Here is a 20,529-nt window from a genome sequence, read left to right as displayed (position 1 = left end):
TCTCACTCTCCCGGAACGACTTCTACCTGGGCAGCACCCGAATGGATGCGCTCTTCCAGGAACGAGGATTTATGTGCCAGCCGGAAGACCACGGTGACATAGGCGACCAGCAGCACCGCATAGACGACGAGATAGGCAATCAGGGTGCTCAGAACCATGCCCGAAGGTACGTCCGCCACCGCATCCTTGGTGCTCAAGATGCCGGTGACGAGCCAGGGCTGGCGGCCGATTTCCGTCGTGTACCAGCCTGCAAGGGTGGCAACCCAGCCGGAGAAGGTCATGACGACCAGTCCACGCAGGAGCCAGGGATTGAGCCCGTCCACTCCGTGCTTGCGGCGGATGGCATAGGCGGTGCCCCAGCTGACCAGCAGCATCAGGACGCCAACGCCGACCATGATGCGGAAGGAGAAGAACAGCGGGGCGACAGGCGGATGCTCGACTGTGCCGTCCGCGGCAATGAAGTCCTTCAGGCCGGGAACCACTCCATCGGGATCATGGCGCAGGATCAGCGAGGCGCCATCGGGAATGCCGATTTCGAAATGGTTTTCCTGGGCCTTTTCATCGGGGATGGCGAAGAGGATCAGCGGCACATTGGGGCCGGTGTTCCAGTTGGCCTCCATGGCGGCGATCTTCTGGGGTTGATGCTCCAGTGTGTTCAGGCCGTGGGCATCGCCGACATAGATCTGGATCGGGATCAGAACGGCGGCCATGTAGATGCCGGTCTGCAAGGTCAGGCGCACGCCCTTCGACTTGTCGCCGATCAGCCGCCGGTAGGCGGACACGCCTGAAATCAGGAAGGCGACCGTCAGCCCGCTGGCCAGGAGCATGTGCAGGACGCGGTAGGGCATGGAGGGGTTGAAGATGATCGCCAGCCAGTCGGTCGCATGCACGACGCCGTCGCGAATTTCATAGCCGGCCGGGGTCTGCATCCAGGAGTTCAAAGCCAGGATCCAGAAGGCGCTGAGGGCCGTGCCGACAGCAACAAGCACGGTTGCAAGCGTGTGCAGCCAGCCGGGAACGCGCTTGGCCCCAAAGAGCATGATGCCGAGGAAGGCCGCTTCCAGGAAGAAGGCGGTCATCACCTCGTAGGCCAGCAGGGGACCTGCCACATTGCCGACCTTCTCCATGAAGCCCGGCCAATTGGTGCCGAACTGAAAGCTCATGGTGACACCGCTGACCACGCCCACCCCGAAGGAGAGCGCGAAGATCTTCACCCAGAAATGATAGGCAGCCATCCAGCGGTCATCACCGGTGGCGTTGAAACGCAGCCGGAAGAACAGCAGGACCCAGCCAAGGGCGATGGTGATGGTCGGAAAGAGAATGTGAAACGATATGTTGGCGCCGAACTGGATCCGGCTCAAAATCAGTCCGTCCATGCCGACGTCCTCGTTCATGTCTTTGATCTGGATCATACAATGGACCACAGACTGCCGTTGGGCAATGCACCGGATTGCCGCGCGGCAGGTTGTCCTGCGGCGCCGGGTCACAGTTCTGTGGCGGCTTGAAAGCGCTGGATTGCTCTGTCGGGCCTGAGATGGATGACAAACCTTTCGCGTGGTCATCCCGACGGAGCGACGCGAAGATTCGGGATGACAAACGGATGGGTTTCGGGCGGAAATACTGGCTAAGTCAGCTTTTCCGCGAGAGAAATCCCCTCCGTCTTCGTCCTGCCATGGCTTGACCATGGCATCCATGCCGTAACCTTACCCCGCAGAAAAGCTGTGGTTTCAGGAGGCGTAACGGCATGGATTCCGGGTCAAGCCCGGAATGATGGCGAGAGGAAAGGCCGGTTTCCCTTATTCTGCACTCTTGAGAACAGAGTTGATGACTATCGAAAGGTTCATCCCTTTGTCAGAAATCCGGGTTTTTACTCAGCCGATCTTTCCGCTGTCTGCTGACCTGGAAAACGCCAGCTTTCCGCATCCTGGGCGATCGCTCGTGCCGTTTGCAGCAGGAGGGGGGCGAAGCTTTCCAGTTCCGTGAGTGTGGTTCTTAAAAGTGTGCCGGTGATGGAGAGCGCGCCGAGCACCCGGCCGCCAGCCGACAGGATCGGCGCAGCGATGCAGACGATCCCGGCCTCATGTTCTTCCCGGTCAAAGGCGTAGCCGCGTGTTCGGATCGCTTCGAGTTCCTTGAGCAGCGTCTCACGGGTGGTGAGGGTCGAGGGGGTGAAGCGGTGGAAGCTCTGGCGGGCAAGGGCTGCATCCAGCTCCGCCTCGGTCAAAAAGGCGAGCATGGCCTTACCAACGCCGGTGCAATAGCCCGGGCCGACCTTGCCGGCTTGCGAGAACATTTCCACCGGTTCGCGGGCATTGCGCTTGTCGACATAAAGCACCTGGCCGCCATCAAGCTGGGCCAGATGGATCGTCTGACCTGCCATGCGGGACAATTCGTCGATATGGGTCCGGGCGATCGGGGCAAGGGAGCTTTGCTGCCAGGCCGCGTGGGCGAGGCGGACAAGGCGGATACCTGGCGCATAGGCGCCGGTGTCCGGATCTTGCGCCAGCATGCCCTGATGGGTCAGGGCTTGGATCAGGCGGTAGAGCGTTGCCTTGGGAAAGGGGCTTTTCCCCTGAAGCTCGGCAAAGCGGACAGGCCGGTTAAACGAGGCGATGAGATCCAGAACCTCAAGCGCCTTGCCGACTGTGCCATCGCCACCCTTGCTCTCTGTCATACATACCCTGCTTGTTTCCGTTCGGTTATGCCCGGGGCTCCTTGACAGAAATACCGTGCATGGCCTTAGATATCATTATTCGAGATTAAGTTTCAAATAATGAAACTTCAAGCGCGTTGTGTGTCAGCGACCCTGATTGACGGGCAAAGCGGTTGTCCGGATCGTGGCTCGGGCTGCCCGGACAATGCAAGTGGCTGAGGACCCTGGTGTCCTGCCGGTTTATGGAGGAAGGACGTGGCCTTGGATGCAACTTTTCATGACTTGAAGGGCAAGAGCGTCTTCATAACCGGTGGCGGATCCGGCATTGGCGCCAGTATCACCGAAGGGTTTCTGGCCCAGGGCGCGAAGGTTGCCTTTGTTGGCCGGTCGGATGCGACCGCCTTCTGTGATGAAATGGAAGCAAGACATGGCGCGCGTCCGCTCTTCATCCAGTGCGATATCACTGACACGGCTGCCCTCAAGGCCGCAGTTGAGCAGGCGACCCAGGCCCATGGCGCTCCGACGGTTCTGGTGAACAACGCCGCCAACGACCAGCGGCACAACACGCTGGATGTCACGGAAGAGTTCTGGGACTGGGCGATCGCGATCAACCTGAAGGCCTATTTCTTCGCGGCTCAGGCGGTCATTCCGGGCATGAAAGCTGCGGGCGGCGGAGCGATCATCAATTTCAGTTCCATTTCCTACATGATGGGCGGCAGCGAATATCCGGTCTATGTCACGGCCAATTCCGGCATCAACGGCATGACCCGTGGGCTTGCACGTGAATTCGGCCCGGACAGGATCCGTGTCAACGCACTGGCACCGGGCTGGGTGCTGACCCAGAAGCAGAAAGAGCTCTGGGTAACGCCGGAAGGCTTGTCCGCCCACGTTGCCCGCCAATGCCTCAAGGATACGCTTGATCCGGAAGATGTGGTCGGCGGAGTTCTGTTCCTGGCCTCGAACGTCAGCAAGATGATGACTGGTCAGGCTCTCGTGATCGATGGTGGTGTGGTGGTGACAGGATGAGCAAATCAGCAAACGAAACCGGCCAAGCCGCGGCATGGTTCGCAGTGGATTGGGGAACGTCGCACCTGCGGGTCTGGGCGATGGATGCAGAGGATCGGGTGTTGACCCAGATCCATTCCGACAAGGGCATGGCAGGCATGGCGCCTGACGCCTATGCGCCGGAGCTTCTCGCTCTCGCCGAGCCCTGGCTGCCGTCCAGCGGCAGCGTTGATGCGGTGATCTGCGGCATGGCCGGATCGCGGCAGGGCTGGATCGAAGCGCCTTATCTCGAGGTGCCCGTTGCCCCGTCCTCCAGCGGCATGGTCCGGGCAGAGACAGGGGATCAGCGGCTGAAGGCCCAGATCGTTCCGGGCCTGTGCCAGAAGACACCCGCAGACGTGATGCGCGGTGAAGAGACCCAGATTGCAGGCTATCTGCGCAAGAACCCGGGTTTTGACGGTTACCTCTGCCTGCCGGGCACCCATTCCAAATGGGTGAACGTATCGGGTGGCAAGGTCCAGTCCTTCGTGACGGTCATGACCGGCGAGATCTTTGCCCTTCTCGGCAAGACGAGCGTGCTGCGCCATTCGGTTGCCGAAAGCGGCTGGAACGAGGCGGAATTCGAAAAGGGCGTCCGACAAAGCCTGGATCAGCCCGACCGGTTCATTGCCTCCCTCTTTGCCATTCGTGCCGAAGGGCTGCTCGCAAATCTGGGTGGGGAAGCTGCCCGCGCCCGTCTGTCGGGCATGATCATCGGCGCAGAACTTGCCGCCTCCCGCTCTGCCTGGTCGGACCGTCCGGTCGTGGTGATCGGTGAGGGGGCTCTGATCTCCATCTATCAGGCGGCCCTGACGGTAGCAGGAGCTTCCGCGGAAGCCTTCAGCGGCGACGAAGCCACCTTGTCCGGCCTTTGCGCCGCCTACCACTTCATGAAAGGCACACCGTCGTGAGCAGACCTCTGATTGCCATCTTGCGCGGGATCACTCCGGATGAGGCCCTGCCTGTCGGCGAGGCATTGATCCGGGCCGGGATCACACGGATCGAAGTGCCGTTGAATTCGCCCGAGCCGCTCGAAAGCATCCGCCGCATGGCCGAGGCCTTCTCGGAAAAGGCTCTGATCGGGGCCGGTACGGTGCTGACGCCAGAGGATGTCGAGGCCGTTGCTGCCGCAGGCGGCAAGCTGATCGTCTCGCCCAATATGGATCCGGATGTCATCAAGGCCACCAAGGCGCGTGGCTTGCAGAGCTTCCCCGGTGTGCTGACACCGAGCGAGTGCTTTGGAGCGCTGAAGGCGGGCGCGGATGGTCTGAAGGTCTTCCCGGCGTTCCAGATGGGCATCGAGGGACTCAAGGCGATCCGGGCGGTTCTGCCGAAGACCACGGAAGTCTACATGGTCGGCGGGGTGGACGCCGGCAACTTTGCCGAATGGCTGAAGGCCGGAGCGAACGGGTTCGGGATCGGATCCGCACTCTACAAGCCGGGCCGTTCTGCGGAAGACGTTGAGAAGATCGCTGCGGGAATGGTGGCGGCCTATGAGGGGGGAAAGACCGTATGACCAGTCAGATTTTTGACGACCGCCGCTGCGAGCTTGGCGAAGGCCCGCTCTGGCATCCGCTCCGCCAGGAGCTCTTCTGGTTCGACATTCTGGGCAAGCGCCTGTTGTGGCGCGGGGAGAAGGGCGCTGGGGAGCGCTCGTTCGACACCTATGTTTCTGCGGCCGGATGGGTGGATGAAAACCGCCTTCTGATTGCCTCTGCGCGCGAACTCTTCGTGCATGACCTTCGGGACGGATCGAGCGAAACGCTCTGCCCGCTCGAAGCAGACAACGAGGTCACCCGTTCCAACGATGGCCGGGCGGATCCATGGGGTGGATTCTGGATCGGCACCATGGGTGTGAAGTCTGAGGAAAAGGCCGGCGCGATCTATCGTTTCTACAAGGGCGAACTGCGCAAGATCGTGCCCGATGTCACCATTTCCAATTCCATCTGCTTTTCGCCGGACCGGGCACTTGCCTATTTCACGGATACCCGCGCTGCGCAGATCATGAAGGTGCGTCTCGACGCGGAAACCGGCTGGTTCGCCGGTGAGCCCGAGGTGTTCCTGGATGCGCGCGGTGAAGGCTGGGGCATCGATGGATCTGTGGTGGATGCCAAGGGCAATCTCTGGAACGCCCAGTGGGGCGCCTCGCGCGTTTCCTGCTATGCGCCGGACGGCAAGTTGCTGGCCTCTCATCCAGTCGCGGGCCTTCAGGCAAGCTGCCCCGCCTTTGGCGGTCCCGATTTCTCCCGGCTGTTCGTCACCACAGCTGCGACCAACATCGCCCCAGAGGTTCTTGCTGAAGAGCCGGGCAACGGTCTCACCCATGTGATTGAAGGCGCGGGCCAGGGGCTTGCCGAGTATCAGGTCATTCTTTGATGATGCAGAAGCTTGGGGTTTGCTACTACCCCGAACACTGGCCGGAAGCTCAGTGGTCCGATGACGCGCGCCGCATGAAGGAAGCCGGTCTGTCCCTGGTGCGGATCGGTGAATTTGCCTGGTCGCGTCTGGAGGCAAAGCCTGGCATTCTGACCTTTTACTGGCTGGACCGGGCCATTGAGGTTCTGGGTCAGGCGGGACTGGGCGTTGTGCTGGGCACACCGACCGCAACGCCGCCGCGCTGGATGATCACCAAGCATCCGGACATGCTGCCCGTGTCAAAGGATGAACAGGTGCGTGGCTTCGGCTCCCGCCGCCACTATTGCTTCAGCCACGAAGGCTATCTGGAGGAATGCCGCCGGATCACCCGTCTTCTGGCAGAGCGCTACGGCGCGAATGAGCATGTGGTGGCCTGGCAGACGGATAATGAATATTCCTGCCACAACACCACTCTGTCCTGGTCGCCTGCAGCGCTAACCGGGTTCCGCCGCTGGCTGAAAGAGCGCTATGGCTCCATCGAGGCGTTGAATGCCGCCTGGGGCAATGTGTTCTGGTCCATGGACTATGAGGATTTCGGCGAGATCGAGCTGCCGAACCTGACGGTGACTGAGCCGAACCCGGCACATTCCATGGATTTCCGCCGCTTCAGCTCAGACCAGGTGGTGCGGTTCAACAAGGCGCAAACGGATATCCTGCGGGAACACACCAAAGCGCCTCTGCTCCACAATTACATGGGCCGGACGATCGATTTCGATCATTTCGCGTTGGGCAAGGATCTGGATATCGCCACCTGGGACAGTTATCCGATCGGCTTTCTGACCGACCGGGCCTGGGCCAGCGAGGAGCACAAGGCCAAGTTCCTCCGGCAAGGCGATCCGGACTTCCAGGCCTTTCATCACGACCTTTACCGTGCCGTCGGACGCGGGCGCTGGTGGGTGATCGAACAGCAGCCCGGGCCGGTCAACTGGGCGCCATGGAACCCGGCACCGTTGCCGGGCATGGTCCGTCTGTGGACCTGGGAAGCCATCGCCCACGGGGCGGAGGCAGTCTGCTATTTCCGCTGGCGGCAAGCACCCTTTGCCCAGGAGCAGATGCATGCGGGCCTGCTGCGTCCGGACAGTGAAGCAGCACCTGCTCTCGGTGAGGCAGCACAAGTTGCCTTGGAAATCGCCAATGCCGGGCTGATGGCACCATCTGATGCAGGCCCGGCCCCGGTGGCTCTGGTGTTCGACTATGAGGCAGCCTGGGCCTGCGAGGTTCAGCCTCAGGGGCGGGACTTCAGCTATTTCCGCCTAGTATTCGAGACCTACCGCGCCCTGCGCAAACTGGGTCTCTCGGTTGATATCCTGCCGCCGGACACGGAGGACCTGTCGGGCTACAAGCTGGTTCTCGCGCCCGGCCTGGTGTTCATGAGAGAGGGGCTGAAACAGGCCTTTGGTGCCTTCCGGGGCAAGGCTATCCTTGGTCCGCGCACCAATGCCAAGACCGGAACCTTCGATACGCCGGTCCCGCTGCCGCCTGCCATGGACGGTCTGGATGCGGTGGTTGCTCTGGCCGAAAGCCTGCCGCCGGGAACGGAAGTTCCGGTTGAGGGCGGAGGTGCCTTCCGGCACTGGTTCGAGCATCTGGTTCAGGAGAGCGATACGGTGGTGCTTGCGACCACCGACGGCCGCCCCGCGCTGGTGGGTGGCAAGGCCAACGAGGCGCCCCAGCTCAACTATCTGGCCGGCTGGCCGGATGCAGAACTGCTTGACCGGATCCTGCGCGAGGCTTGCGTGGAACTCCGGATCGAGACCGAGGACATGCCCGAAGGCCTGCGCCGCCGTGATCATGGCGGGCGGACAATCTATCTCAACTACGCAGCCGAAACGATTGACCACAATGGCGTTTCCATTCCCGGCGCAGGCGTTCATGTCGCCGACCCGGTTTAGGGAAGCAGCGGGAGACTGGTGTGTTTGACGCCATGAGGCAAGGTCTGGATGAATGATCCCGGCCTTGCCTCATGGCTGTCATCACATGGCGAAGAGGGACATGCCTCTCTTAGCCGATCATGCCACTCTGCGGCTCAGAGCCGGATGACGAAGATCTTCCGTGTCGTCTCGACCACCTCCCAGGTGCCCTTGAAGCCCGGCTGGATGATGAAACTGTCGCCGGTGCGCAAGGTCTGCTCTTTGCCGGTTTCATCGGTCAGGATGGAGGTGCCTGAGAGCAGCGTGCAGAATTCCCATTCGTCATAGGAAACGGTCCACTTGCCCGGCGTGGACTGCCAGATGCCGGTAAAGTGGGTTTCGTTCTCGCGGGTCTCGCACAGCCAGGTCATGAACTGCGGATCTCCGGACAGCACCTTTTCGGGCGCGGGCGTCTCATGCTCCGGTTCGATGCCTTCGATATCGACGGGCTGAAAGAAAGACAGCATTTGAAGCTCCACTCCGGATGATCCTGGTGGGACCTTAGACCAGCTTTCTCTGTTCAGGGAAACGGGTTTCGATGGGTAAAAGAGGGGCCGAATCCATTGAGGCAGAAGGCCCCGGCGCAAGGCCGGGGCGGCGCTGTGTGAGGCGAAACCGGAAGAGGTGCCCGATCAGTCGACGCTGCCACCGCTGGTCTCGTCATCTCCTGCGCCTGGCGTGACGTCCAGAACACGGGCATGCATGGTGATCCTGGCTGGCTCTGCCATGCAATTCGTCATGCAGGGATCGCCCTTGTTGGCATTATGGGCTTCTGCCATCCGGTCGTCGGCGATGAAATTGGCTTCATTCGGCAGATGGATGCCGGTGAAATTCTCCTTGGAGAGCTTGAACTCCTCGTCGGTGACAACGTCGTTCAGATAGAGAAGATAGGCGGTGAGGGCATAGACCTCGTCATCGCTCAAAGAGCGGGCGTTGCCATAGGGCATGGCCCGGCGGACGTAGTCATAGACTGTCGACAGATATGGCCAGTAGGAGCCAATGGTCTTTTCCGGACGGTCTTCCTTCAACGTGTCCTGGCCACCTGCCAGAACGGGCCAGCGGCCAGCCCCTTCGCCGAAGTCACCGTGGCAGGTGGCGCAATTGTCTGTGAAGAGAACTTCACCTTCTGCCACCGTTCCGGAGCCTTCCGGCAGACCGGTGCCGTCCGGGCGCACGTCAATGTCCCAGGCGGCGATTTCATCGGCTTCCGCAGGCCGGCCAAGGCCGAAAGTCTTTGCGGTGTCTGCGGAGCCAGCAGCAACGGCTGCAAAGGGGAGGGTCAGAGTGATCCCCAAGGTGAGGGCAAGGAGCTTAGGCGACTTCGACATTTTCAACCGTCCCGTCCGCTTTGACATGCCAGGTCTGGATGCCGTTGTTGTGGTAGATGGAGTTGTCCCCGCGGGCGAGGCGCAACTCGTTCTTGGTCGGCTGGACAAAGCCTTGCTCGTCCATGGCGCGGGACTGAAGAAGAAGCGGAGAGCCGTCCCAGTCGATGTCCAGATAGAAGCGGTGCATGGCCTTGGAGAGACTGGGCCCGTCGATGCGCGCCGTTTTCCAGTTGCGGCCACCGTCAATGGACACATCAACCCTCTGGACGGTGCCATTGCCCGACCATGCGACGCCCGAGATGACCAGCGGTCCCTTGCCGTGGGCAACGGGAGCCTGCGGACTTGGGCTGGTGATCACGGATTTGACGTCCATCACCCAGGTGAAGCGGCGGGCCTTTCCGTTGGCCAGAAGGTCCGTGTATTTCGAGGTTTCCTCGCGCTGTTCCCAGGGCTGGTCACCGACTTCCAGCCGGCGCAGCCACTTGACCCACATATTGCCTTCCCAGCCCGGAACCACCAGCCGCACCGGATAGCCCTGTTCGGGGCGCAGCGCTTCGCCGTTCATCTTGAAGGCGACCAGGCAATCATCAAGCGCCTTTTCCATCGGGATCGAGCGGGTCATGGCAGAAGCATCCGCGCCTTCTGCCAGCAACCATTTGCCACTTGTCTTCACGCCCGCCTCATTGAGCAGGTACTTCAGCGGCACGCCCGTGTAGACCACGCAGTGGATCATGCCATGGGTGTATTGGCAGCCATTGAGCTGCGCTCCGCGCCATTCCATGCCCGAATTGGCGGCGCATTCCAGGAAGTAGACCCGGTTTTCGCGCGGAAAGCGCTTCAGGTCTTCCATGGTGAAGACGAGAGGCTTGTCGACGAGGCCGTGGATCATCAGCCGGTGATCGGCCGGATTGATCTGGGCAACGCCGCCGTGATGGCGCTCGAAGCACAGGCCATTGGGGGTGATGATGCCGTCCAGTTCGTGCAGCGGCGTGAAGTTGACCGAGCTCTCCGGCGAGGCGGTCAGCCATTCCACGTCCCGGCGCACCACATGGGCCTCGAATTCGGAGGGCTTGCCATAGGGTGCGGCCTGCACGCTGTCGCCCAGATACCGGTTCCAGTCCTGGACCTCGGTGATGAGCGGATCCCCGGCAAGGGCCGAGCGGGAGACCAGACCGGCACCGGCTGCGGCTCCTCCTGTCAGCAGTCCAGCCCGGAGCAGGGATCTGCGGCTGAGACCGGCCATATCGCCGGTCCCCGGCTGTGCCGGTGCCTGTGTGTCAGTCATGTCTCCTCCTCCAAGTCTCAGTCCTCTGCCGGCGTTTCAAGGCTGACCGGCAGGCATTGCGTCCGCCTCAGAGCTTCACGGTGACGCTCTGGTTCTCCGGCAGGGTGATTGTGGGTGTCTTGGTGATATGGCTTTCCACCACATCCCAGATGGCGGGGCCTTCCGTGCCCTCGTTGACCGAGGCCCAGCCGGCGACGACATAGTCCCTGGCCGGATCGATGGTCTCTCCCGTGGCCAGAAGGGTCATGCCGGAAATGCGTTCGCCAATGTCCTTGCCCGGCTCGATGACGTAGCCCATGCCGCCGACGCGGACCATGTCCCCGCCCTGCTGGTAATAGGGGTCCTTGTTGAAGAGGTTGTCCGCCACGTCCTCCAGGATGTCCTTCAGCATCTGGCCGCTCATGGAGTTGCGGTAGACGGCCGGATAGGTCATGGCGCAGGCGTTGTGAACGTCCTCGACGGTGATGTCCTGACCCGGCAGAAGACTTGTCCCCCAGCGGAACCCGGGCGACAGGGCGATCTGCGCATCCCGTTCTTCCAGGAGAGCCCGGCAGATCAGATCGTCAAACGTGCCGTTGAAATTGCCGCGGCGGTAAAGCAGGCTTTCCGTGGTGCCGAGCTTGCGGGCAAGCTCTTCGGAATAGGGCGCGCGCACTTCATCGATGAGGGCTGCCATGTCTGCGTCCGGCGTGATCACGTCGGAAAAGACCGGGATCAGGCGGAAGGCATAGCCTGCAACCTTGCCGTCCTTCACATCCAGATCCACCCGGGAGACGAACTTGCCGTTGGAGCCGGAGGCGATCACCAGCGTGCCGCCCACGTTCACCGGTTCCGGCAAGGCGTCATGGGTGTGGCCGGTCAGGATCACATCGATGCCTTCGACTCGGGAGGCCAGCTTGCGGTCGACGTCAAAGCCGTTGTGGGACAGGAGCACCACCACGTCCGCGCCCTCCGCGCGCGCTTCCTCCACATGCTTTGCGATGTCTTCCTCGCGGATGCCGAAAGACCAGCCGGGCATCATCCAGCGCGGGTTGGCAATCGGCGTATAGGGGAAGGCCTGGCCAATGACGGCAACCTTCGATCCGCCGCGCTCGAACATCTTCCAGGGTTCGAAGGCCGGTTCGTCCCATTCGTTGTCATAGATGTTGGAGCCGAGGAAGGCGAAAGGCAGGCTGTCGATCGCTTCCTTCACCCGGTCGGTGCCATAGGTGAATTCCCAGTGCCCGGTCATGGCATCTGGTTCGAGCGCGTTCATGACCGCGATCATGTCCTGACCGAGGGTCTTGTTGGCCGTGTAGCTGCCCTGCCAGGTGTCGCCGCCGTCCAGAAGCAGCACGTTGTCCGCGCCGCGTTCTGCCCGGATACGCTTTATGATGGTCGCTACCCGGTCCATGCCGCCCATGCGCCCATAGGTGCCGGCGAGCGCGGTAAAGTCTTCCGACGTCAGCGCATAGGCATCCGGAGATCCGGCCGCGATGTTGTAGAGCTTGAGGAAATCGGCCCCGGTGACATGGGGCGGCAAGCCCGCAACCTCGCCCAGACCCAGATTGATCGAGGGTTCGCGGAAATAGAGAGGCTTCAGCTGGGCATGAATGTCGGTGATGTGGATCAGGGTGACATTGCCCTTGGCTTCCATCGACAGAAGGGTGTCCTCCGTCAGGCCCTGCTGCGCCATCAGACGGGACCAGCTTCCTGCCATGCCAGAGCCGAGGAGGGCGCTTGTGGCAGTCGCAGCCATCAGGAATTCGCGTCGAGAAAACATATAAGCCTCCAGATCATCGGTGAGCGGTTTACGCCAGATGCAGACCCTTTATCAGACTTGGCGCCAGGCAAACCTCTCCCGTTGGCGCAGACAGAGCCTGCACCGGGGAGATCCACCGATGGAGTTGAGTTTGCTTTGGAACGGACCGCCGTTCCCTGTGGTCAAGATGCGGCAGCACTCCGCCGCATCTTCTGATCTTCAATCCCTCTGTCCGGATGTCCGGAGCCGGGGTCTTGCTAGCTCTTACTGGCGGACGGACGGTGTCTCGATGCCGAGGCCCGTGCCACGCCAGGTGACATAGACTTCCAGTGCCATCAGCTCATCTGAGAAGGCGGCCGGAAACTCGGCGCGGGTGTCCCGGATACAGCCGCGGAAGCGGTTATGCAGGGAAACCATGTCGGCCTGTTTCAGGCGGTAGGTCGGGAAACCGTTCACATTGCCCTGGCTGAGATGGTCGGCACGGATGTAGTTGCCGTTGTTCTCTTCGTGGCAGTTCGAACAGGACAGATTGAGCTGTCCCATGCGCGTGTAATAGGTTTCCTTGCCCCTGTCCCACCAGGACTGCATGTCGCCCTGGGCCAGGTCCACATGCATCGGCATCCCCAGAGACTGGTTCTTGATGTAGGTGGTCAGAGCCTTCTGGTCCGCGCTGTCGAACTTGTAGGGCTTGGCCTGCATGTTGTCTTCGCGGCACTGGTTGATCTGCAGCTCGATGTTGAAGGGCTTGCCAGCCTTGGCATTCCACTTCGGGTAAGCTGCACCCACGCCTTTCAGGAATTCCTGGCCATCGCCGTGACAGGAGGCGCAGGACTTGCCTGCCTCGCCATCGACGGTGTTCCAGATTTCCTCGCCCCGCTCGACGTAGAGCATGCCCGGGTTCTGGAAGCTGTCGGCTTCGAGTGCGCGGGTTTCCTCGGTGCGATAGAGCCAGCCGGACGTGACTTCCTCGAAGGGAACCCCTTCGGCTGCCTTGGTTCTTGTGGTGATTTGGGTTTCGCCATCAATGACGAGTTCCTCATCAACCGGTCCTCCCGCGAGGGCGAAGCTGCTCAGTCCCGATAGGATGACACCTGCCAGCGCGGCGCTCTTGAGTGAAAGCATTGTCAAATCGTCTCCTCCCGATTTGCAGGGCGACCTGTGCCGCTGAAATGCTGCGACATCCGGTTACTCGACCTTCAGCTCGTTTTCTGCGGTGTAGATGCTGCCGTCATCGTCCACCCAGGTGAACTTGAACGTGCCGCTTTCCTCGACCTTGGCCGTGAACTCCAGGTAGGGGTTCGCGGACACGGCCGGATCCAGATCACAGGAGAACACGGGCTGGCCGTTGTACTCGCAGGTGAACTTGTTGATGATCTGGCGCGGGATCGTCTTGCCTTCCTTGTCCTTGCGCTGACCGGATTCCATCTGGTGGCTGATCAACGTTTTCAGCGTGATCACTTCCCCCTTGGCGGCGGTCTTCGGGACTTTTACGCGCGGTTTGGCGTCTGCCATCTTGGTGTTCCTTCCTAAGCCTGTCCTCAGCCGCCGCAGCCACCGATGGTGACCTTGACTTCCTTCTTGTCGATGTAGGTGCTGCCGTCGCTCATCTTGGCGATGGCCACCACGTTCTGGGTCTTGGCCAGACGGATACGGGTCTTGGCTTCTGCGGTGCCGCTCATCAGCGTGAAGTTGAACGTCGCCACCTGCGGGTTCGGATTGCCTTCAGCCAGGATCATCACCGAGACCACATGGTCATCGGCGGTCATCGGGCTTTCGACGGTTACGCCGACCGGAACGGTGTTGCCGTTTTCAGCGATTTCCGGGGCATCAAGCGTGATCTTGCCAGTGGCCGGTTCCTTGCCGCCGGTAAAGGCGGAGATGGCGGCTGCGGTTTCTTCAGCCGCAGCGAAGGCAAGCTTGCCTCCAAAGGTCAGGAAAGCGACAGTCCCGGCGGCCAGGCCAAGTGCATCGCGTCGTGTCAGGGTCATCCCTTGCTCCTTGAATCTCTTGTCTTGCTCAATCGGTGAGGGTGGTCAGATAGGCGACCACATCCTCGACCTCCTGGGCGGAGAGAATGGTTTTTCCCTCGAATTCCTTGGCGATGTCCTTGCCGACAACCAGGCTGTAGAAGCCGGGCATGACGGTCTGGTCACCGAAGACCTGCTTCGAGTTGGCAACGATGGCGCGCAGCTGCTCGGGCGACCAGCGGCTGCCGGCACCATCGAGCGACGGTCCGACGTCTCCATGGAACAGTTCGTTCTTGAGATCGGTGTTTGCGTGGCAGGCCAGGCAATTGCCCTTCTTGCGGTCGGCAAAGACCTTGCGGCCGTTTGCCGGATCACCGGTTTCGCCGGTCATGGACGTGGCGACTGACATGTCGGCAAAGACCACGTCGCCCGGAGCCACCGTGCCGGCCATCGCCGGTGCAGACAGCGCCAGGGTTGCCGCGGCAATGGAATAGATGAAGCCTCTGGTCATTGGCTTGGCTTTCCTCCTCTCCTCGGGACTCGCTGGCCCCGTAAACCGGTGCGCGCAAGGCGATCCGGTTTCCTCCTCGGAATGAAACATATGATTATTTGAATGTGTTGCCAAGAGGATTTTGGACATTCGTGCGGGAAGGGGCGTTACACCCGTTCCTCACTCTTCTGTCAACTTGCCTGCGGCGCGGAGTTCCTCGATTTTCCGGGCGTGGTATTTCTGGAAGTGCTCGCCGCTGTCATAGCCCTTTTCCTCGACCCACTTGAACATGTTGAGGAAGGTCCATTTGCCGAAGGCGCCGGGCATCACGGCGACGGCCGCATCGGCAACGCTTTTGCCCTCTGGAACCTCGTCGGGCAGGAACACGATTGTCGGGGTAAAGAGATAGCCCCATTTGCGGGCCGCGGTCTTTTCCGTAAGGGATTCCCCATCCAGATCAGTCACATCCTCATCGCCGAACATGTTGTACTGGACCACCATGAAGTGCTCCTTGATGTAGTCGGAGACCTCTGGATCCGTCAGAAGTTTCTCGTGCATGGCCCGGCAATAGATGCAGCCGCGCTGTTCATAGATCATCACCAGACGCTTGCCGTCTGCCTTGGCAGCGCGGATATCCTCGGCGATGTCGCGGAACGTGATGGTGAACCAGTCTTCCTTGTGCAAACCGTCATCGCCCACGGTCGCTGCCAGGGCTGTTGAGGCGAAAAACGCAAAAGAGAGAATCAAAGCGGCGAAAGAACGGATCATCTGGACCTCCCGGAGCCTGGCTCTCTTCTTCGCAAGGCCCAATCGGATGGATGCCGCGCGCACTTTCCATCTTCCGGGAAAGATCACTGCCAGGTGACTTTAAAATATTCAAATCCGTCTATATATTGCAATCAAACATTTCGAGAGGTGTGGCGTGCGTGCGGTCTTTTTACGGCTGGTCTTCGCAGTTGCTTTGCTTGGCCCGGTCGGGGCCGTGCAGGCGGCGGAGCTCTTGATGCTGGAGCAACCCGGTTGCGTCTGGTGCAAGCGCTGGAACGAGGAAATCGGCACTGCCTATCCGAAGACGGAGGAGGGGCAGCAGGCGCCCCTGCGCCGTATCGACATTTCAGGTGACTGGCCCGAGGATCTGTCGGGCGTGCGCCTCGAACGGCTGACGCCGACTTTCATTCTGGTGGAGGACGGCGTGGAAGTGGCACGGCTGCGCGGGTATCCGGGGGCTGATTTCTTCTGGCCGATGCTGGGTGCGATGTTGTCGAAGCTCCCCGCAGAGAAAGTGAAAGCAGACGCCTCCTGATGGAGCGGACTGTCAGGCCTCAGGCGGCTTCCCGCCCAGGCAAACTGAATACTGGTACGAGTGGACGATGACCCTTCCAATCCTCAAGGCCGGAGTGGCCCCTGCCGATCTGGACGCGCTGATGGAGCAGGCCCGAAAGGCCAGTGATCTTCTGAAGGCCCTTTCCCATGAGGTGCGCCTGCTGATTCTCTGCCTTCTGGCCGAGGGGGAAAAGTCTGTTTCAGAACTGGAAGAGATCCTGACCATGCCACAGGCGGCAGTCTCCCAGCAGTTGGCGCGGCTGCGGTCCGATGGTCTCGTTGCCACCCGCCGGGATGGGCGCATGATCTATTATTCGATGGTGGATGGCGAAGTCTCGAACATCGTCTCCTCCCTCTACGAACTGTTTTGCAGGGACGTCCGGCCCGCACTGGGACAGGACGCCTGAGGCAAGCCGGCACCCGCCGAGGAGGGGATGCCGGATTTCTTGCTGAACCATGGGGGAGGAGACCATGGGAGACATCGACCCGCATTGGGCCCTGCCCATGCTGGGAGCGATTGCGGGCATCGTGCTGGGGTTCACAGCGCGGGTGAACCGCTTTTGCACCCTGTCTTCGCTGGAACGCTATTGGTACATGGGAGATGCGACTGGTCTGCGCACATGGGTGCTGGCGGCTGCCATTGCCATTGCCGCAACGCAGGCGCTGGCAGCCTTCGGGCTCGCGGATATCGAGCGCAGTTTCTATCTCTCCCCGAACCTTCCCTGGACCGGTGCCATTCTCGGCGGCCTGATGTTTGGCATCGGCATGGCGCTGGTAGGCACTTGCGGGTTCGGTGCGGTGATCCGTTTAGGGGGCGGCAGCTTGCGGGCGCTTGTTGTCCTGATCGTTCTGGGCCTTTCCGCCCTGGCAGCGCAGCGCGGTCTGATCGCGCAGCTGCGCGTGCTGATCGTCGACAATCTGATGCTGGATCTCAGCGCCGCCGGAGATCAGTCCATCGGCAGTGTCCTGACCGCTTTGACCGGGCTGAACCTCAAATCCGTGGTGCCTGTTGTGGCCGCTGGCGGACTGGCGTTCTGGGTGTTCCGCTCCAGCACCTACCGGCAAAAGCGGCTGCAGATTCTCACCGGCGTGATCATCGGTCTGGTGATTTCCTTTGGCTGGTGGGCGACCAGTTTCCTCTCCCATGAGGCCTTCTTTCCAGTGCAGATCGAGGCGGGGTCCTTCGTGGTGCCGGTGGCGGACAGCCTCTTGCAGCTTGTGACCTACACGGGGACCGCGCCCGACTATGGCGTGGGGCTTGTCGCAGGAACTTTGCTCGGCGCGTTCCTCGGCGCGCGCTGGAAGAAGGATATGCGATGGGAGGCCTGCGATGATGCGCGGGAATTGTCCCGTCATCTTCTTGGCGCGGTGCTCATGGGAGTGGGCGGGGTCTTTGCCATGGGCTGCACCATCGGCCAGGGCGTCAGCGGCGCTTCCACGCTGGCCTTGTCCGTGCCGCTGGTCATGGGGTCCATGGCGCTGGGCGCCCGCATCGGTCTGGCCTGGCTGATCGAAGGCTCGCCCTGGTCGGCGTTCCGGCGCAACTCTGCCGAAGCGCCCTGAACACGTCCTCTCGGGCGGTTCCTCAGGCCGGAACGAAGCGGTAGGCCGTTCCCTTGCGCTCCGCCATGCCGAGGCCCGGATGGGGCAGGTGATAGCCGAGTATGCGAGTGCGCTCCGTCGCAATCCGGTCCAGCAGGGCAGAGCGGGTCCTGGCCCCCAGAACAGGATCCTGGTCCGTGCCCGAATGCCAGTCCGGGCGCTCGAAGGAAATCACCGAATTGGAGATCGCATCTCCCGTCACCAGCAGGCTCTCGCCGCCCGAATGCAGCATATAGGACATGTGGCCCGGGGTATGGCCGGGCGTTGAGATGGCTTCGACGCCCGGCAGAACCTCCATTCCGTCCGTCACCATGTCGACCATGTCTGCAATTGCCTCAAGGCGGGTCTGTGCCCCTGCCACAAGGCTCTTGCGGTCGTCGGGAGTGTTGGCCAGCGTGTCTTCCGCCCGCCAGTAGTCCCATTCGCCCTGCGGCACCCAATGGCGGGCCGAGGCAAAGAGCGGGTCGCCGAAATCGTCGAGAACGCCCCACAGATGATCCGGGTGGCCATGGGTGAAGATCACGTCTGTGATTTCCTCCGGTGAGATACCGGCTGCCTCCATGTTCGCGCCAAGCTGACCGGCCGTTGCCTGAAAATTTGGACCCGCGCCGGCGTCGAACAGGACAACGCGGTTTGCGATGCGCAGCAGGGTGACATTGCAGTCCGGCAGCAAGGCATCGGTCGCAAGTCCGTAGGGTTTGAAGAGGCTTTCGATCTCCGCGGCGTTCTGGTCGGGAAGCACGAAATTCACCGGCAGCGTGAGCGATCCATCCGATATGGCTTCAACGGTTACCGAGCCGAAGGCCAATGGGGCTGCATATACCGGGCGGCCACTCCAGAGGGCGGTGCTGGCGGCAAGGCTGCCTGCGAGGAAGCTTCTGCGGTTCAGGGCGCAAGGGATCGAGCCGGCCTGATGCTGCAGCTTTGCTTTTGGTGCCTGTGGCAATCGAATGGACATGCTTCCTCCACATATGCAATTTTTTGAATTTATCGGCGTTTCCTTGCGAAACGTCAATGCGGCGCGGCATCCCGGCGCGGATTGATGGGCTTGTAACCCGATCTGGAGGTGCGGGCGAATGGATCTGACGGTTTTACTTGAGCGATTTCCCGAGCCGGTGATCCTAGCGGGAGGCGGGCTTTTCGTCGGCATGATCTTTGGGGCCTTTGCCCAGCAGAGCCGTTTCTGTCTGAGAGCTGCGGCGCTGGATTTTGCCCATGGTGTGTTTGGCGCAAGGCTGGCGGTCTGGCTCTTTGCCTTTTCGGCTGCGGTACTGACAACCCAGATACTCGTCGCGTTGGGCGAAGTGCAGGCAAGCGAAGCCCGGCAGCTGGCCTCACCGCAAAGTCTCTCCGGTGCCTTGACCGGGGGTCTGATGTTCGGCGCAGGCATGGTGATGGCGCGGGGCTGCGCGTCCCGGCTGCTGGTTCTTTCGGCCACGGGTAATCTCCGCGCCTTGCTGTCCGGTCTGGTCTTTGCCGTCATGGCGCAGGCGAGCCTGCACGGCATCCTGATGCCTCTGCGCGGCTGGATTGCCGGCTGGTGGACGACGGCGGATACAGGGGGCAACGATCTGATCGCGCTCTTATCTATCCCCGCATGGCTTTCCTTTGGGTTTCTGGGAGCGTGGCTTGTTGCGGGACTGACCATTGCCGTCCGCAGCCGGGCAGGGCTCTGGCACATGGTTTCTGCGGCGCTTGCCGGGCTTGCCGTGCCGCTGGCCTGGTGGTTCACCAGTTCCATGGCGTCCCAGGCCTTCGATCCGGTGCAGGTGGAAGCGGTCACCTTCACCGGCCCTTCCGCCGATGCCTTGATGCTGTTCCTGTCGCCTCCGGGCTCTCAGGTGGATTTCGCCATAGGTCTCGTCCCCGGTGTGTTTCTCGGGTCGTTTCTGGCCGCACTTCTCAGCCGGGAGCTGGTGCTTCAGGGATTTGAAAGCGGGCGCTCCATGGCGCGCTATCTGTCCGGCGCCGCGCTGATGGGGTTCGGTGGCATGCTGGCCGGTGGCTGCGCGGTCGGGGCCGGGGTCTCCGGTGCGTCAATCTTTGCGCTCACCGCCTGGATCACCCTCTGCGGCATCTGGCTGTCGGCTGTGGTGACGGACAGGCTAATCGGGGATCAGTGAGACGTTCGGACCCTCACCCCAGCCCTCTCCCTGAGGGAGAGGGGGCAGGCTCTGCCATGGAGAGGCGTTGTGCCTCCGGTCGAGATAATGCCCAGTATTGGCACAAACCTCGCGCCAGGCTGCAGCCGTCACCTCTCCCCGGTGGGGAGAGGTCGGACCGAAGGTCCGGGTGAGGGCTTCTACAGCGGCAGGTCCCGGCTGTCGGCAATGGCTTCCATGGTCATGTAGGAGGTCACAGTTTCCAGATCGATCTTGTCGATCATCTTCTGGTAGATCCGGTCGAAAGCGTTCATGTCCTCGGCGATCACCTTGAGCATGTAGTCGTAGTCCCCGGCGATCCGGTAGAAGTCGATCACATTGGGAATATTGGAGACTTCCTTGCGGAACTGGTCCAGCCATTCGCGCGAATGGTGCCGGGTGCGGATCATCACGAAGACGGTCAGGTTGAGCCCCAGATCGGACGGGTCCAGGCGGATCGTGTGGCCCTTGATCAGGCCGCTTTCGCTCAAGGCCTTCATCCGCCGCCAGCAGGCGTTTTGCGACAGGCCGACTTCTTCAGCGATGTCCCGCTGGGAGAGACGGGAATCACGCTGAAGCGCACGGAGGATCTTTCGATCAATCTTGTCGATTTTCTCGTTCATGATGGGT

General features: G+C 61.5%; 22 protein-coding genes. 9 read left to right on the top strand and 13 right to left on the bottom strand.

The features are described 5' to 3' along the window. Positions 1-2 precede the first annotated feature (2 nt). Together BUA94_RS07800 and BUA94_RS07795 are read right to left on the bottom strand one after the other, a co-directional pair. Complete coding sequence (locus BUA94_RS07800) at positions 3-1,376, bottom strand: cytochrome ubiquinol oxidase subunit I (protein WP_073013733.1); 1,374 nt, start codon at positions 1,374-1,376, stop codon at positions 3-5. 491 nt (positions 1,377-1,867) lie between these two features. Beyond that, positions 1,868-2,674, bottom strand: a complete 807-nt coding sequence (locus tag BUA94_RS07795) for an IclR family transcriptional regulator (protein WP_073011495.1) — start codon at positions 2,672-2,674, stop codon at positions 1,868-1,870. 234 nt (positions 2,675-2,908) lie between these two features. On the opposite strand from BUA94_RS07795, the gene BUA94_RS07790 reads away from it, so the two are divergent. The 5 genes from BUA94_RS07790 to BUA94_RS07770 are packed head-to-tail and all read left to right on the top strand — an operon-like array spanning position 2,909 to position 8,004. Continuing rightward, positions 2,909-3,679 (top strand): SDR family NAD(P)-dependent oxidoreductase, encoded by a 771-nt coding sequence (locus BUA94_RS07790; protein WP_073011492.1) that lies wholly within the window; start codon positions 2,909-2,911, stop codon positions 3,677-3,679. Further along, positions 3,676-4,608, top strand: a complete 933-nt coding sequence (locus BUA94_RS07785; RefSeq protein ID WP_073011489.1) for a 2-dehydro-3-deoxygalactonokinase — start codon at positions 3,676-3,678, stop codon at positions 4,606-4,608. The genes BUA94_RS07790 and BUA94_RS07785 overlap by 4 nt, the downstream gene beginning before the upstream one ends. Beyond that, on the top strand, positions 4,605-5,213 hold the full coding sequence (locus BUA94_RS07780; RefSeq protein ID WP_073011485.1) for a 2-dehydro-3-deoxy-6-phosphogalactonate aldolase: 609 nt from the start codon (positions 4,605-4,607) through the stop codon (positions 5,211-5,213). The genes BUA94_RS07785 and BUA94_RS07780 overlap by 4 nt, the downstream gene beginning before the upstream one ends. Beyond that, a complete protein-coding gene (locus tag BUA94_RS07775; protein WP_073011482.1) occupies positions 5,210-6,073 on the top strand; it encodes an SMP-30/gluconolactonase/LRE family protein in 864 nt (287 codons plus the stop codon). Before BUA94_RS07780 ends, BUA94_RS07775 begins: the two co-directional genes overlap by 4 nt. Further along, positions 6,073-8,004: a beta-galactosidase gene (locus BUA94_RS07770; protein ID WP_073011479.1), complete on the top strand. Its 1,932-nt coding sequence runs from the start codon at positions 6,073-6,075 to the stop codon at positions 8,002-8,004. Before BUA94_RS07775 ends, BUA94_RS07770 begins: the two co-directional genes overlap by 1 nt. A 134-nt stretch (positions 8,005-8,138) precedes the next feature. Here the strand turns inward: BUA94_RS07770 and BUA94_RS07765 are convergent, their stop codons facing one another. From BUA94_RS07765 to BUA94_RS07725, 9 genes are all read right to left on the bottom strand, one after another. After that, positions 8,139-8,489 carry a cupin domain-containing protein gene (locus BUA94_RS07765; protein ID WP_073011476.1) on the bottom strand — a complete coding sequence of 117 codons (351 nt, stop codon included), beginning with the start codon at positions 8,487-8,489 and terminating at the stop codon, positions 8,139-8,141. A 165-nt stretch (positions 8,490-8,654) separates the two neighbouring features. Beyond that, positions 8,655-9,350 (bottom strand): c-type cytochrome, encoded by a 696-nt coding sequence (locus tag BUA94_RS07760; protein ID WP_073011473.1) that lies wholly within the window; start codon positions 9,348-9,350, stop codon positions 8,655-8,657. Next, positions 9,334-10,593: a sulfite dehydrogenase gene (gene soxC, locus BUA94_RS07755; RefSeq protein WP_208980069.1), complete on the bottom strand. Its 1,260-nt coding sequence runs from the start codon at positions 10,591-10,593 to the stop codon at positions 9,334-9,336. The genes BUA94_RS07760 and soxC overlap by 17 nt, the downstream gene beginning before the upstream one ends. A gap of 109 nt (positions 10,594-10,702) precedes the next feature. Further along, on the bottom strand, positions 10,703-12,397 hold the full coding sequence (gene soxB, locus BUA94_RS07750; protein ID WP_073011466.1) for a thiosulfohydrolase SoxB: 1,695 nt from the start codon (positions 12,395-12,397) through the stop codon (positions 10,703-10,705). 243 nt (positions 12,398-12,640) lie between these two features. Continuing rightward, positions 12,641-13,498 (bottom strand): sulfur oxidation c-type cytochrome SoxA, encoded by an 858-nt coding sequence (soxA, locus tag BUA94_RS07745; protein ID WP_073011463.1) that lies wholly within the window; start codon positions 13,496-13,498, stop codon positions 12,641-12,643. 63 nt (positions 13,499-13,561) lie between these two features. Continuing rightward, the gene (gene soxZ, locus BUA94_RS07740; RefSeq protein WP_073011460.1) at positions 13,562-13,888 is read right to left on the bottom strand and encodes a thiosulfate oxidation carrier complex protein SoxZ; all 327 of its coding nucleotides are present in this window, start codon (positions 13,886-13,888) and stop codon (positions 13,562-13,564) included. Between the two features lie 26 nt (positions 13,889-13,914). Then, the gene (gene soxY / locus BUA94_RS07735; RefSeq protein WP_073011457.1) at positions 13,915-14,364 is read right to left on the bottom strand and encodes a thiosulfate oxidation carrier protein SoxY; all 450 of its coding nucleotides are present in this window, start codon (positions 14,362-14,364) and stop codon (positions 13,915-13,917) included. A 28-nt stretch (positions 14,365-14,392) separates the two neighbouring features. Then, positions 14,393-14,854: a sulfur oxidation c-type cytochrome SoxX gene (soxX, locus tag BUA94_RS07730; protein ID WP_073011454.1), complete on the bottom strand. Its 462-nt coding sequence runs from the start codon at positions 14,852-14,854 to the stop codon at positions 14,393-14,395. 159 nt (positions 14,855-15,013) lie between these two features. After that, positions 15,014-15,601: a thioredoxin family protein gene (locus BUA94_RS07725; RefSeq protein WP_073013732.1), complete on the bottom strand. Its 588-nt coding sequence runs from the start codon at positions 15,599-15,601 to the stop codon at positions 15,014-15,016. Positions 15,602-15,836: 235 nt separating this feature from the next. Between BUA94_RS07725 and BUA94_RS07720 the strand changes: the two genes are divergently transcribed. From BUA94_RS07720 to BUA94_RS07710, 3 genes are all read left to right on the top strand, one after another. Continuing rightward, positions 15,837-16,136: a thioredoxin domain-containing protein gene (locus BUA94_RS07720; protein ID WP_139251060.1), complete on the top strand. Its 300-nt coding sequence runs from the start codon at positions 15,837-15,839 to the stop codon at positions 16,134-16,136. Between the two features lie 67 nt (positions 16,137-16,203). Beyond that, a complete protein-coding gene (locus tag BUA94_RS07715; protein ID WP_073011452.1) occupies positions 16,204-16,563 on the top strand; it encodes an ArsR/SmtB family transcription factor in 360 nt (119 codons plus the stop codon). Between the two features lie 64 nt (positions 16,564-16,627). Next, positions 16,628-17,719 (top strand): YeeE/YedE family protein, encoded by a 1,092-nt coding sequence (locus BUA94_RS07710; RefSeq protein ID WP_073013730.1) that lies wholly within the window; start codon positions 16,628-16,630, stop codon positions 17,717-17,719. Between the two features lie 22 nt (positions 17,720-17,741). Here BUA94_RS07710 and BUA94_RS07705 read toward each other — a convergent pair whose 3' ends face one another. Further along, positions 17,742-18,716 carry an MBL fold metallo-hydrolase gene (locus tag BUA94_RS07705; protein ID WP_084081860.1) on the bottom strand — a complete coding sequence of 325 codons (975 nt, stop codon included), beginning with the start codon at positions 18,714-18,716 and terminating at the stop codon, positions 17,742-17,744. A 118-nt stretch (positions 18,717-18,834) separates the two neighbouring features. Here BUA94_RS07705 and BUA94_RS07700 point away from each other — a divergent pair, with 118 nt between their 5' ends. Then, entirely contained in the window at positions 18,835-19,881 is a 1,047-nt protein-coding gene (locus BUA94_RS07700) for a YeeE/YedE family protein (protein ID WP_073011449.1), read from the top strand. A 179-nt stretch (positions 19,882-20,060) separates the two neighbouring features. Here the strand turns inward: BUA94_RS07700 and BUA94_RS07695 are convergent, their stop codons facing one another. Beyond that, complete coding sequence (locus BUA94_RS07695; RefSeq protein WP_073011446.1) at positions 20,061-20,522, bottom strand: Lrp/AsnC family transcriptional regulator; 462 nt, start codon at positions 20,520-20,522, stop codon at positions 20,061-20,063. Positions 20,523-20,529: the final 7 nt, after the last annotated feature.

The sequence above is a fragment of the Roseibium suaedae genome (assembly GCF_900142725.1).
Lineage (GTDB): Bacteria > Pseudomonadota > Alphaproteobacteria > Rhizobiales > Stappiaceae > Roseibium > Roseibium suaedae.
Note: the sequence above shows the minus strand (reverse complement) of the source record. Positions and strands in the feature narration are given on the sequence as shown.